The organism is Microbacterium sp. NPDC060117, assembly GCF_042729315.1.
Lineage (GTDB): Bacteria > Actinomycetota > Actinomycetes > Actinomycetales > Microbacteriaceae > Microbacterium.
Genome location: NZ_JBHWXR010000001.1, coordinates 1,245,189 through 1,257,792, shown reverse-complemented (window position 1 = coordinate 1,257,792; position 12,604 = coordinate 1,245,189). Strand labels below are relative to the sequence as shown.

The 12,604-nt window shown below is 69.2% G+C and carries 12 protein-coding genes; 10 read left to right on the top strand and 2 right to left on the bottom strand.

Annotated elements, in window-relative coordinates:
• The first annotated feature begins 30 nt into the window (after positions 1 to 30).
• The 10 genes from ACFWCK_RS05620 to ACFWCK_RS05575 all read left to right on the top strand — a co-directional run bounded on the left by ACFWCK_RS05620 (position 31) and on the right by ACFWCK_RS05575 (position 10,984).
• A complete protein-coding gene (locus ACFWCK_RS05620) occupies positions 31 to 1,602 on the top strand; it encodes an ABC transporter substrate-binding protein (protein ID WP_378804939.1) in 1,572 nt (523 codons plus the stop codon).
• 64 nt (positions 1,603 to 1,666) lie between these two features.
• Entirely contained in the window at positions 1,667 to 2,686 is a 1,020-nt protein-coding gene (locus ACFWCK_RS05615; RefSeq protein WP_378804938.1) for an ABC transporter permease, read from the top strand.
• Complete coding sequence (locus ACFWCK_RS05610) at positions 2,683 to 3,648, top strand: ABC transporter permease (RefSeq protein ID WP_233311618.1); 966 nt, start codon at positions 2,683 to 2,685, stop codon at positions 3,646 to 3,648. Before ACFWCK_RS05615 ends, ACFWCK_RS05610 begins: the two co-directional genes overlap by 4 nt.
• On the top strand, positions 3,645 to 4,562 hold the full coding sequence (locus tag ACFWCK_RS05605; RefSeq protein ID WP_378804937.1) for an ABC transporter ATP-binding protein: 918 nt from the start codon (positions 3,645 to 3,647) through the stop codon (positions 4,560 to 4,562). Before ACFWCK_RS05610 ends, ACFWCK_RS05605 begins: the two co-directional genes overlap by 4 nt.
• Positions 4,555 to 5,400 carry an ATP-binding cassette domain-containing protein gene (locus tag ACFWCK_RS05600; RefSeq protein WP_378804936.1) on the top strand — a complete coding sequence of 282 codons (846 nt, stop codon included), beginning with the start codon at positions 4,555 to 4,557 and terminating at the stop codon, positions 5,398 to 5,400. The genes ACFWCK_RS05605 and ACFWCK_RS05600 overlap by 8 nt, the downstream gene beginning before the upstream one ends.
• Positions 5,397 to 6,470 carry a sugar phosphate isomerase/epimerase family protein gene (locus ACFWCK_RS05595; RefSeq protein ID WP_378804935.1) on the top strand — a complete coding sequence of 358 codons (1,074 nt, stop codon included), beginning with the start codon at positions 5,397 to 5,399 and terminating at the stop codon, positions 6,468 to 6,470. Before ACFWCK_RS05600 ends, ACFWCK_RS05595 begins: the two co-directional genes overlap by 4 nt.
• Positions 6,471 to 6,523: 53 nt before the next feature.
• A complete protein-coding gene (locus ACFWCK_RS05590) occupies positions 6,524 to 7,966 on the top strand; it encodes an FAD-binding oxidoreductase (protein ID WP_378804934.1) in 1,443 nt (480 codons plus the stop codon).
• Between the two features lie 6 nt (positions 7,967 to 7,972).
• A complete protein-coding gene (locus tag ACFWCK_RS05585) occupies positions 7,973 to 9,031 on the top strand; it encodes a sugar phosphate isomerase/epimerase family protein (RefSeq protein ID WP_378804933.1) in 1,059 nt (352 codons plus the stop codon).
• An 11-nt stretch (positions 9,032 to 9,042) separates the two neighbouring features.
• Positions 9,043 to 10,272 (top strand): M24 family metallopeptidase, encoded by a 1,230-nt coding sequence (locus ACFWCK_RS05580; RefSeq protein ID WP_378804932.1) that lies wholly within the window; start codon positions 9,043 to 9,045, stop codon positions 10,270 to 10,272.
• A 58-nt stretch (positions 10,273 to 10,330) separates the two neighbouring features.
• Positions 10,331 to 10,984: an EthD domain-containing protein gene (locus ACFWCK_RS05575; protein ID WP_378804931.1), complete on the top strand. Its 654-nt coding sequence runs from the start codon at positions 10,331 to 10,333 to the stop codon at positions 10,982 to 10,984.
• A gap of 61 nt (positions 10,985 to 11,045) precedes the next feature.
• Here ACFWCK_RS05575 and ACFWCK_RS05570 read toward each other — a convergent pair whose 3' ends face one another.
• Positions 11,046 to 11,738 carry a GntR family transcriptional regulator gene (locus ACFWCK_RS05570; RefSeq protein WP_233311610.1) on the bottom strand — a complete coding sequence of 231 codons (693 nt, stop codon included), beginning with the start codon at positions 11,736 to 11,738 and terminating at the stop codon, positions 11,046 to 11,048.
• Positions 11,739 to 11,892: 154 nt separating this feature from the next.
• Entirely contained in the window at positions 11,893 to 12,555 is a 663-nt protein-coding gene (locus tag ACFWCK_RS05565; RefSeq protein WP_378804930.1) for a DNA alkylation repair protein, read from the bottom strand.
• Between the last annotated feature and the right edge of the window lie 49 nt (positions 12,556 to 12,604).

The following is a 12,604-nucleotide window of genomic DNA, read 5'->3' as shown; positions in this document are numbered from 1 at the left end:
TCACTCGACGCAGTAAGGAAGGGAAAAGGGATGAAGACCTTGCCAAAGAGGGCAGGACTGCTCGTCCTCGTCACCGCATCGGTGCTCGCACTCAGCTCCTGCGGTCTGTCCACCGGCAAAGGAGATGCGGGCAGCACCGGCGGAACGCAGAGCAAGGCCGGTGTGATCGCCTCGCACATCGTGCCCGAGACGCTCGACCCGCAGCAGGGCTCGAACGCCAACAACGACTTCTACATCGCCGGCCTCTACGACCGGATCCTGAACTACGACGCGAACGGCAAGATCGTGCCGAGCATCGCGTCGAAGTACGAATACTCCTCCGACGCGACCTCGATCACGCTCACCATCCGTGATGGCGTCACGTTCCACTCCGGCAACAAGCTCACCGCGGCCGACGTGGTCTACACGCTCGAGCGCGTGCACAAGATCGCCTCCGGCAGCGCCGGCTTCATCACCGACTACGTGTCGTCGAAGGCGATCGGCGACAACCAGGTCACCATCACTCTGGCGAAGCCGAACCTCGCATTCGCCGGCGCGCTGGCGCTCATCTACGTCGTGGACTCCAAGCTCGTCTCCGAGCACGCCGGATCCGACGACGGACAGGAGTGGCTGAGCAGCAACGACGCCGGGTCCGGGCCGTACACGCTGAAGAGCTACAACCCCGCGTCCGAGGTCGACCTCGCGGTCTACGACAAGTACTGGGACAAGAAGAACCGCCCGGACAGCCTCGTCATGCGCATCTTCAAGGAGAACAGCGCGCTGCGTGACGAGACGCTGGCGGGCACGGCCGACATCGGCACCAGCATGGCAGTCAGCGACCTCGACACCTTCAAGGGCAAGAAGGGGTTCCAGATCACGGAGCACCAGAGCCCGCTCGTGACGATCGGCGCGATGAACACCGAGAGCGGCATCACGAAGGACATCAAGGTGCGCGAGGCGATCCAGCTGGCGTACGACTACAGCGCCCACATCAAGAATGCGCTGAAGGGCTGGGGCAAGCCGGCCGACAGCCTGGTCCCGGCGTACATGCAGTGCCGGTACACGACCGATCCGGCGAAGCAGGACGTGGCCAAGGCCAAGCAGCTCATCCAGGAGGCGGGCGTCGCGGGACAGACCGTGACGATCGCGTACCAGTCGATCATCCCGGAGCAGGGCACCGCGGGAACGATCCTCGAGGCCAATCTGCGTGACATCGGCCTGAACGTCGACGTGAAGCAGATCACGTACTCGCAGTACCTGGAGATGATCAAGAAGCCGGAGACCACGCCGGACGTCTCGATCCTGTGGGATCTGGCCCAGTACCCCGACATCGGCTCCATGCTGACGCACACGTGGAGCTCGTCATCGATCGGGCAGTCGAACTTCGCGCGCTACTCGAACCCGGAGGTCGACCGGCTCCTCGCCGAGGGCACGACCTCGACGGACCAGAAGACCGCATGCGCGGACTTCGAGCAGGCGCAGAAGGCGATCATCCAGGATCGCCCGACGATGCTGATCGCGTTCCCGTCGCGCGTCCAGGTGCAGAACGAGAAGTTCGCGCCCATCCCGTACTCGCCGATCGCGGCCACGTACGACATCTCACTGCTGACGCTGGCCGAGTAAGCCGGCGCAATCGGATCCGAGGAGGGGCGGGGCTCGCCCCGTCCCTCCTCCCGGACGGAAGAACATGCTCTCCTTCATCCTTCGCAGGATCGGTCTCGCGGTCCTCACCCTCTGGGGCGTCGCCACGATCGTCTTCCTGATGTCGCGGCTCATCCCCGGGGACATCGCCGCTGTCGCCGCGGGCCGGATGGCCAACGCTCAGCAGATCGAGCAGATGCGCCACGTCCTCGGCCTCGACCGGCCGCTCATCGTGCAGTACGGGGACTTCCTGGTCCGGGCGCTGCGCGGTGATCTGGGCAGCTCGGCGTACACGCACCAGCCGGTGCTCGCCGACATCGCGCACGTGCTGCCGACGACGATCCAGGTGGTCGTGCTGGGCATGCTCATCACCCTGTGCGTGGCGATCCCGCTGGGACTCGTCGCGGCGCTCAACGAGGGTCGTGCGGGCGACACCGCGACGCGCATCATCCTCGTGATGCAGGGCGGGATCCCGATCTTCTGGCTCGCGCTGATGGCGCGGTTCCTCTTCGGCTCGATCCTCGGCTGGTTCCCGATCTCCGGCGTGAACAGCGTCGGCATGGCCCCGCCGAAAGTGACCGGGTTCAGTGTGCTCGACTCGCTCCTGTTCGGGAACATCGGCAACGTGCTCGACTCGATCTGGCACCTGCTGCTGCCGGCGATGGCGCTGAGCACGCCGTTCATCTCGACGCTGGCGCGCAACGTGCGCTCCAACATGATGACCGCGCTCAAGTCGGACTACATCACGTTCGCCGTGTCCAAGGGCGTGCCGAGCGGGCGGATCGTGCTGAGACACGGCTTGCGCTCGGCCCTCGGGTCCACTCTCGCGATCGTCGGCATGCAGTTCGGCTGGATGGTCAGCGCCGCAGTGCTGGTCGAGGTGGTCTTCTCGCTCCCCGGCGTGGGCAGCTACATGTACGCGTCGATCATCAACCACGACACGTTCTCGGTGCTCGGAGCCGTGCTCATCATCGGCTTCGTGTTCATCGTGACCTCCTTCATCGTCGACGTCACGCAGATGACGATCGATCCCCGTGTCCGCACCTCCCAGGTAGGCAGAGCATGAACACGCAGACGCAACAGCCCACCGGCGCCGTGACCGTCTCCGTCGAGACCGTCGAAGGCACGGGCACCGCGCGACGGCTGTCCCAGATGGCTTCGCCGGGCGCCCTCGGGCGCGGAATCGGTGCGATCTCGCGCAAGCTCCTCGGTCGCCACGCCCCCGTCGTCGACAAGATCGCGTTCGTGCTCGCGGGCCTGCTGCTCGTGCTGTCGCTCGTCGGCCCGCTCCTCGCGCCGAAGGATCCGTACGCGATCAAGCCGACCGACGCGCTGCTGCCGCCCGGGCCAGGACACTGGCTCGGCACCGACGACACCGGCCGCGACATCCTCTCCCGCGTGCTCGCCGGAGCGCCGATGACCCTCCTCGCCGCGGTGTTCGTGGTGCTGGCCGCGACCGCACTGGGCGTGCTCGTCGCCAGCCTGTCCACGCTCGCCCCGCGCTGGCTGGACGAGGCGATCATGCGGATCTGCGACATGTTCATGTCGATCCCGTCGCTCGTGCTCGCGCTGGGACTGGCCGCCGCGCTCGGGCCGTCGCTCGTCTCGATCATCGTCGCGATGATCTTCGCCGCGTGGCCGAGCACGGCCCGGATCATGCGCACGATCCTGCGCGAGACCATGACCAGCGCCTACGTCGAGTCGGCGCAGATCACCGGAATGACCCGTACGCGCCTGATGCTCCGGCACGCGCTGCCCAACTCGCTCGACGCGATCTACGTGCACGTGAGCATGGAGATGTCCGGCACGATCGTGATGATGGCGGGCCTCGCCTTCCTGGGCGTGGGCGCTCCGCCGCCGAGCGCCGACTGGGGATCCCTCATCGCGCAGGGCCAGGCCTACATCACCACGGCGTGGTGGGTCGCGTTCTTCCCCGGTCTGGCGATCACGATCGCCGCCATCACCTTCGGTCTCGTCGGCGACGCCGTGCGTGCGATCGCCGACCCTGCCTCGAGGAGGCGCGCATGATGTCCACCGAGCCCATCCTCGAGGTGAGCGGCCTCTCCGTCGTGGTCCCCGAGCGCTTCCGCATCGGCGGCGGCGACGGCGACCTCACCCTGGTCGACGACGTGTCGTTCCGCATCCGTCCCGGCGAGCGCCTCGCGCTGGTCGGCGAGTCGGGTTCCGGCAAGACCATGACCGCGCGGTCGATCCTGCAGCTCGACCGCGACGTCGAGCTGCAGGGATCGATCCGCTGGGCCGGTTCCGAGCTGCTCGGCGCGTCGAAGAAGTCGATGCGGCGGATCCGCGGTGCCGAGATCTCGATGATCTTCCAGGATCCGATGACGGCGCTGAATCCGGTGCTCACGATCGGCGAGCAGGTGGCGGAGCCGCTGCTCGTACGAGGCACCTCCAAGAAGGAGGCGTACGCGCGGGCCGCCGAGACGCTCGACAGGCTCGGCGTGCCGAAGGCCAAGGAGCGGCTGCGGGCCTACCCGAGCCAGTTCTCCGGCGGCATGCGACAGCGCGTGGTGATGGCGGCGGCGCTCGTCGCGCAGCCGCGGCTGCTCATCGCCGACGAGCCCACCACGGCACTGGACGTGCGCGTGCAGGAGCAGGTGCTCGACCTCATCGAGGAGCAGTCGCGCGAGCTCGACCTCGCCGTGCTGTTCATCACCCATGACCTGTCGATCGTCGCCGGGCTCGCCCACCGCGTCGCGGTGATGTACCGCGGGAACCTCGTCGAGCAGCAGGACGTCGAGGAGCTCTTCGTCGCGCCGCAGCATCCCTACACGCGCGGGCTGATCGGATCCGTCCCGCGTCTGGACGCGGATCCGAACGTCCGTCTGACCACCGTCCAGGACTACATGGCCGCGCATGCCGAGGCCGAGCACACGGCCGCGGCGGAACCGGCCACGGAGGGAGTGAGCGTCGATGTCTGAATCCGATGTGCTGATCTCGGTGCAGAACCTGACCAAGCGGTTCGGCTCCGTCCGCAGAGGCGCCCTCGCCCTCGACGACGTGTCGTTCGAACTGCGCCAGGGCGAAGTGCTGGGTCTCGTCGGCGAATCCGGATCCGGCAAGTCCACGGCCATCCGCTGCATCGTGGGTCTCGAGCACTCCACCGCGGGAACGATCTCGTACCGCGGCACGCCCCTGCGCTCCTCGAGCGCGGCGGAGTTGCACCGCTATCGCCGGGATGTGCAGATGGTGTTCCAGGATCCGTACTCCAGCCTGGATCCGCGGATGACCGTGCGGCAGATCGTCGAGGAGCCGATGATCGTCGTCGGCGGGTTCTCCGCGCGTGAACGGCGTCACCGGGTCATCGAGCTGATGGAGCGGGTGGGGCTGGGCGAGCAGCACCTCGACCGCTATCCGCGGCACTTCTCCGGCGGCCAGCGGCAGCGCATCGCGATCGTGCGCGCGCTGAGCGTCGGCCCGAAGGTGCTGCTCTGCGACGAGCCGGTCTCGGCGCTCGACGTCTCGGTGCAGGCGCAGGTGCTGAACCTGCTCAAGGACATGCAGCGCGAGATGGATCTGACCGTGCTCTTCGTGGCGCACGACCTCGCCGTGGTGAAGTACCTGTGCTCGAGCATCGTCGTGCTGCACCACGGCGTGGTCGCGGAGCGCGGCCCGGTCGCGCAGATCTACGGCGACCCGCAGGCGCAGTACACCCGCGCGCTGCTCGAGGCCGTACCCGTGCCGGATGTGGCGATCGAGCGGGAGCGCCGCGCCCAGCGGATCGCGCTGCGCGCTCGCGCCGGATCGGGGGCACGATGAGGATCGGCGCCGACGTCAAGTTCTCCGGCGGATCCTCCACGCTCGCGCCCTCTCCTGTCGCCACGTTGGACGTGCTCGAGGAGCTCGGATTCCGCGGGATCCTGGTGCGCACTCTCGACGAGGCGTTCCCGACGCTCGACCCGGTCGGCATCGCCGCATTCGCGCGGGAGGCCGACGCGCGCGGGTTCGCGGTGCAGGTGGGGGTCGGCAAGATCAACCCGTACATGACCGCCGAGCTGCCGCGCGTGCGCGACCTCGGAGACGGCAGCTACCTCGCCGGCATGCAGCGCCTGATCCGGATCTGCGCCGAATACGGCTGGACCGAGCCGTGGACCGCGAGCGGGGGCTACAAGCACGGCCTGCCCGCGCCGTACTGCTTCGACCGGTTCCGCACCGATGTGACCTGGGCCGATCAGCTCGAGGCGACCTCGCGTTTCATCGGCAAGCTCGCGCCCACGCTGCGTGCGACCGACGTGCGCCTGAACATCGAGACGCACGAGGAGATCACGACCCGGGAGCTTCTGCGTCTCGTGGCGGAGCACGGCGACGACGTGCTGGGCGTCTGCCTGGATCCGGCGAATCTGCCGGTGCGCGGCGAGGCGTTCGGCCCTGCGGTCGACCGGGTCGCCGCGATCACCCGCACCACCCACCTGCGCGACGCGATCGTCGCCCGCTCCGAGCACGGCCTCAGCCGCTTCCTCGCCCCCGTCGGCGACGGCGCGATCGACTGGCGGCCCCTCCTTGCGACGCTGCTGACGGCCTCGCCGGACGTGCAGCTGTTCATCGAGGGCATCGGCGGCTCGCGGGCCGAGATGATCCTGGACCCGGAGGATCCGCTCTGGCGGGCTGCGGATCCGGGACTCGACGACATCGAACTCGCCGAGCTCGGCCGCCTCGCCGACGACCACGCCATCCGCGCCGCGCGGGGCGAGGCCCCGGGGCTCGCGGAGCTGCGCCTCGAGGGCGGCGACGCGGGTGCCCAGCTGCGCGAATTCCTCGGCCGTTCGCTCGCCGCCCTGCAGGCGGTGCTCGAAACCGTCGGAGCGCGAACCGAGGCGAGGGCCTCATGAGCCCCACGAGCCTTGCGACCAGAACCCAGAAAGTGACGAAGGAGATCACGACCATGCCGTACCCCACTCTGCCCGCCGGGCTGGACACCGCCGTCTCGTGCGACGTCGTGCATCCCGGTGAGCCCGGCTACGAGACGCTGCGCCGGATCTGGAATGCGGACATCGACCAGCACCCGCTCGCGATCGTGCGCTGCACCACGGCGCAGGACGCCGCGGACGCGCTGCGGTGGTGCGTCGCGAACGACGTCGCCCTCACCGTGCGCGGCGGCGGCCACAACCTCGCCGGCACCTCGGTCGCCGACGGCAGCGTCATGATCGACATGAGCCTCATGCGCGACGTCGTCGTCGACACCGAGCAGCGCACCCTCACCGTCGGCCCCGGCTGCCGCTGGGGCGATGTCGACCGCACCGCCGAGCCGTTCAACGTGGCGCTGCCTGCCGGCGTCGTCTCGCACACCGGCGTCGCCGGCCTGGTGCTCGGCGGCGGCATGGGCTACCTCTCGCGCATGTTCGGATCGACCGTCGACTTCCTTCGCGAAGTCGAGATCGTCACGGCCGACGGCGAGATCCGCCGCGTGAACAAGGACAGCGAGCCTGAGCTGTTCTGGGCGCTCAAGGGCGCCGGCCACAACTTCGGCATCGCCACGCAGTTCGTCTTCGACTACGTCGATCTGCCGGGTCTCGCCACCGTGCGCCTCGCCCTGTTCCCGGCTGAGGACCGCAAGGCGCTGCTGCAGCGGTTCCGCGAGCTCGGGCCCGCGCAGCCCGACAGCTCGACCACCTACGTGCGCCTCTACCGCGCACCGCACTACTGGAGTCAGCTGCCCCGTGAGCACCGCGGCAAGCCGATCATCTCCATCGCGACCGTCACCTACGGTGACCCGGCCGATGAGCCGGCGATCACCGCGCCGATCTTCGAGGGATACGAGCCGATCTACACCAGCCTGCGCTCCATCCCTCATGTCACGCTGCAGCATTCCACGGACGACGAGTTCCGCTACGGCATCTCGCACTACTGGCGCCACGTCGCGTTCGGCGAGCTGCCCGATGAGCTGCTCGACCTCGCGATCGAGCATGCCGACGCCTACCCGGGGCAGCCGTTGAACTCGAGCGCCTTCATCGCGCACCAGACGATGTGCCCGTTCGAACTCATCGCCGGCAAGCTCACGCCGCGCGATCACAGCAACGACTCGACCACGGGCATCCACTCCCGCTGGGGCGGCAACATCGGCGCCGACTGGCTGTACGCCGACGAGCGCCCGGAGCTCGTCGCCTGGGTGAAGCGCTTCGGCGCGGCGGTCGCGCAATGGGAGGCGGGCAGTTACATCAACTTCACGTCCGAGCACAACGACGCAGCGGGGGCCCGCCACATCTACGGCGACAAGTACGACCGTCTCGCCGCGATCAAGACGCAGTACGACCCGACGAACGTGTTCGCGCACGGCCTCATCGAGCTCGAGACGGTTCCGGCCGGCGTCGAGTGGGCCGGGGAGTAGGCGCCTGTGCTGGTCGGCGTCGACAGCACCAAGTTCCCCGGCTCGGACGAGCACGGGGCGTGCTGGATGCTCGAGCGCGCGGCCGAGCACTCCCTCGACGGGGTGTACTTCCGGTCCGTGCTCGAGCTGAGCGCAGACCTCGACGAGGACGAAGTGCGGTCGGCCGCGCAGTGCGCGGCCGACCTCGGGCTGCGGCTCGAGGCAGGGGTCGGCAAGGTCAACCCGTTCTCGACGCCCGAGTCACCGCACATCCGCAGGATGGGCGGTGACTACCGCGCCGCGATGGTGCGGATGATCGAGGTGTCCGCCGCAGCCGGGATCCACGAGCTGTGGAGCGCGCTGAGCAACTATCAATTCCGACTGGCCGACAAGGGCAGGTTCGCCTTCGATCGGTTCCGCACCGACGTGGACTGGCCGGAGCAGCTGGTCGCGACCGAGCGGTTCCTGCAGTCGCTCGCGCCGGTGCTGCGCGCACACGGCAGCCATCTGAACATCGAGACGCACGAGGAGATCACCACCTACGAGCTCGTGCGACTGGTGGAGTCGGTCGGCCCCGACGTGCTCGGGATCACGTTCGACAGCGCGAACGTGGCCGTGCGCGGGGAGGATCCGGTCGCCGCGGCCGTGCGCGTCTCGCCGTACCTGCGGGCCGCGCACATCCGGGATGTCGCGCTCGTCTTCACCGACGAGGGGCTCAGCCGGTTCCTGCTCCCGGTCGGCGAGGGCGTGCTGGACTGGCCGGCACTGCTGGCGGCGCTCGGCCCGGAGCGGGACGTGATGCTCTCGATCGAAGGCATCATCTCGAGCCGCGCGGAGATGGGGATCCACCTCTTCGATGCGCACTGGCGCGAGGGGCACCCCGACCTCGCACCCGGCGAGGTGATCGAGCTGGTGCGACTCGCCCGCGCCTACGAGGAACGGGTCTCACGCGGTCGCGCGCCGGGGCTGGACGCCCTGCGCGCACCGGTCCGAGAGGGCGACGCCCTCGACTTCATCGTCCGCAGCGTCCGACGGCTCCGCAGCGAGCTCTCGGCGCTGGAGACCACAGGAACACACACGCAGTGAAGGAAAGAGCAATGACCGACATCCAGGCGAACTACCCGACGCTGAGCCTCGTGGAGCGCGACCGCCGCTGGGCGGCGATCCGCGGCCTCATCGCGAAGGAGGGGCTGGACGGCATCGTCGTGTTCGGCACCGGCCGCGACATCGCCGACTCCTACCTCACCAACGAGGGCAAGCGGGGCGTCGTGCTGCTCACCGCGACCGACGACCCCACGTACTTCATCGGCGATGTGCCGCTCGAGCGATACGACGCGCAGGGCCACCGCTGGGAGCGCTGGGTCGAGGACTGGGTGCCCGGCAACGCGATCGCCAACCTCGCCGCGACCCTGAAGGAGCGCGGCATGGAGGACGCCCGGCTCGGGGTCGTCGGGCTCACCAGCCGCATGGTCTCGCAGTGGGCCGGGACGATCTCGCACACCCAGTGGCAGAACGTGATCGCCGCGATGCCGCACGTGCAATGGGTGGACGTGTCGGATCCGTACGAGTCGATCGTCATCATCAAGAGCCCCGAGGAGCGGGTGCTGCTGCGCAAGGCGGCATCGCTGGGCGAGGACGCCTGCCGCGCGTTCGTCGAGACCGCGCGTCGGGGCGGCAGCGAGCACGAGATCGCCGCGGCCGCGTTCCACGCCGTGATCGCGGGCGGCGGCTGGGTGCGCTGGCCCTTCATGCTGGAGCGCGCCGGGGAGAGCATGTTCGCGTGGTCGGTGCCGGAGTGGTTCGAGATGGGCGGGGCCCCGCGGATCCTGAAGACCGGCGACACGATCGCCGCCGAGGTGTTCGCGTTCTACGGCGGTCAGGAATCGCAGCAGCAGATCGACGTGTCGTTCGGCGAGCCGAGCCCTCTGCTGCGTGAGCTGGAGCAGGTCTGCGTCGACTCCTACCAGGCGGGTCTGGCCGCACTGAAGCCGGGCATGCTGTTCTCCGAGCTCGCCGCGATCATGGAGGAGCCGCTGCGCAGCTCGCGCACGTGGAACACCGGTCCGATGGTGCAGACCGTCTCGCCGATCTACAACAGCGCCACCCGTCTGCACCCCGAGGTGGACCCGGCCCTCGCCGGTCTGCCGAAGCTGCCCGGCGGTGTCGGCATCGACGGCGACTTCGTCATCCAGGAGGGACATGCGTTCGCCTTCGAGCCGAACGCCCTGCGCGACGGTCAGCGCGTGTGCGTCGGCGGCACGGTGCTGCTCGGCGAGAACGGCGTGGAGGAGCTCAACTCCATCCCGAACCGGCTGAACGTGGTCTGACGTGGTGCGTACCGGCCCATCTTTCTCCGACGTCTCGCTACGGCACAAGCGGGTCTGGATGCTGCGCGGTCCGCAGGATCCGCTCGCACTGCGCGCCGTGGCCCGGGACCTCGTCGCCCAGGGGATCGCGGTCGAGGTGTCGCTCGATCTGCGTTCGCCGGGCCCGCTGGTGAACGAGTCCGAGGCCGGACCCGGCGAGTTCGGGGCGCTGCTGCACCTGTACGGACTGCCGGTCGGATCCGGCCCGGCCGACGCCTCCCCGCTCTGCGCCGAGCTCGGCGGGGCCGAGTGCAGCATCCTGGAGCGGGTGGTCTTCGATCGCCGCCACGACGAAGGCGATCCGAACGGCACCCGCGGCTGGATCCGCATCGGCACGCAGGTGCGACAGAGTCACTTGGATCGGGACGGGTTCGTCGCGCACTGGGGAGGAGTGCACGCAGAGCTGGTTCGGCGGCACCACCCCGGCGCCGTCCGCTACGTGCAGAGCTACCGGATCTGGAGCACGCCGGGCGCGACCGTGTTCGACGGGTTATACGAGTCGACGTTCCCGACGGTCGAGGACTGGACCGAGCGGCTGTTCGACTCGCCGCGCGGAGAGGAGCTGCTCTCGCGCGATGCCGAGGGCTTCCTCGTCGAACGCGGCAGCGAGCGCCTCTGGGTGCGCCGGGAGCGCTTCGCGCCGGACTGGTCCGAGTTGCTCCCGACCCTCTGATGCAGATCGCCCCCTCCTTCGAGGAGGGGGCGATCTGGCATGCCAGGTGTGCGTCCGGAGCTCAGGGCTCGAAGAGCTGGTCCACGATCTTCATCGAACTCACCCTGCCGTGCTCGAGGTGCGCCGCGGCGAGGCTGCCCGCCCACTCGACGTGCCCGCCGGCGATGGCCTCGCAGAGCAGGCGGTGCTCGTCGTGGGTGTTCGCGTCGCCCTCCTGCGTGATGATGTTGAAGTACCGCCGCACTCGCCCGCTGATGGGCAGGCTGATCTGCTGCAGCAGCACGTTGCCGCTCAGCTCGACGATCACGTCGTGGAACGCCGCCGTCGCGTCCGCGATCCGGTGCGCGTCGCCGCTGCTCATCGCCTCCTCCGCCGCAGCCAGGCAGGCGAGCAACGGTTCCGCGGAGGCGCCCTCGGCGCAGCGCTGCGCGGCCTCGCGGGCGCTCAGCGGCTCCAGTACGGCGCGCACCGAGAACAGTTCGATGATCTCCCGCACGCGCATCGGGGTGACCACCGCGCCGCGCCGGTGCAGCGTGCGGATGTACCCCTCGGCCTCGAGCCGGGGCAGTGCCTCTCGGATCGGGTTGCGCGAGACGCCGAGCTGAGCGGCGATGTCACGTTCGCGCACGCGGGATCCGTGCTTCATCGTGCCGTCGATGATGCGGTCGCGGATCCACTCGTACGCGAGTGCGTCGAGGGCGGTGTCGTGATCGACGTCGATCTCTTCGTCCAGGTGCGGAGCAGCCTCTGGCATACCAAACCTCGCTATCGGTCGGGCAGGTCGACCTGGATAGGAGTCTATCCGCCGCAGCCCCGGGGCTGCGCAATGGGCCCCGTTCGCCGTTCACGGGGGCCGCTGGCCGAATGCCACTGGGCACCGGTCCGACCGGCCCTGCCCGTTGCATGGCTCAGCCCTGGCGGCGCACCATCTCCGCGATCCACGACGGCGCGAACGGCGAGGTGCAGTTCGGAGGCGTCGGGTAATCGGCGAGCACCTGCAGCCGCTCGCCGATCGCGATCGCGCGGTCGCGCAGTGCCGGGTGGTGTATCCCGATGTAGGCGAGCGTCTCATTCATCGCCCACTGCTCGCGGGCCGGTGCGGCGGCGAGCTCGCGCTCGATCCGGTCGAGCAGGCTGTCGAGGTCGAGGCCCTCGGGGTCCTTCGCGACGCGCGCGGAGGTGAGCGACCAGGCCGCGGCGCGGGCGTCGGGATCCGCGTCGTCCAGCCAGCGCTGGCGCAGCTCCTCGGCGTGCGACGACTTCTTCGCGAGGTACGCCACGAGCCAGTCGTGCGCCTTGGCGCTCTGCGTCGCGCGCACCATGCGGTCGAGGTCGTCGGTGTCGAGGCCGCGGGGCTTCGCGAGCAGGATGCCGAGGAGCTGTCCGGCCACATCCCCGGAGTCGTACAGTTCGCGGGCGAGCTCCGGATCGGCGCCGATCCGCTTCGCGAGCGCACGCAACTGCGACAGGTTCACGCCGTGCGCGTCGCCGTGCCGCTCATTGACGGCGCGGGCCTTGGGATCCTCCAGGGCGGCCAGATCGGCGAGCGCCTGGGCGAGGGTCGTGGACATGCCGCCAGCCTATGGCGCAGCAGCGCGAGGGACCCGGGATGCGACAATG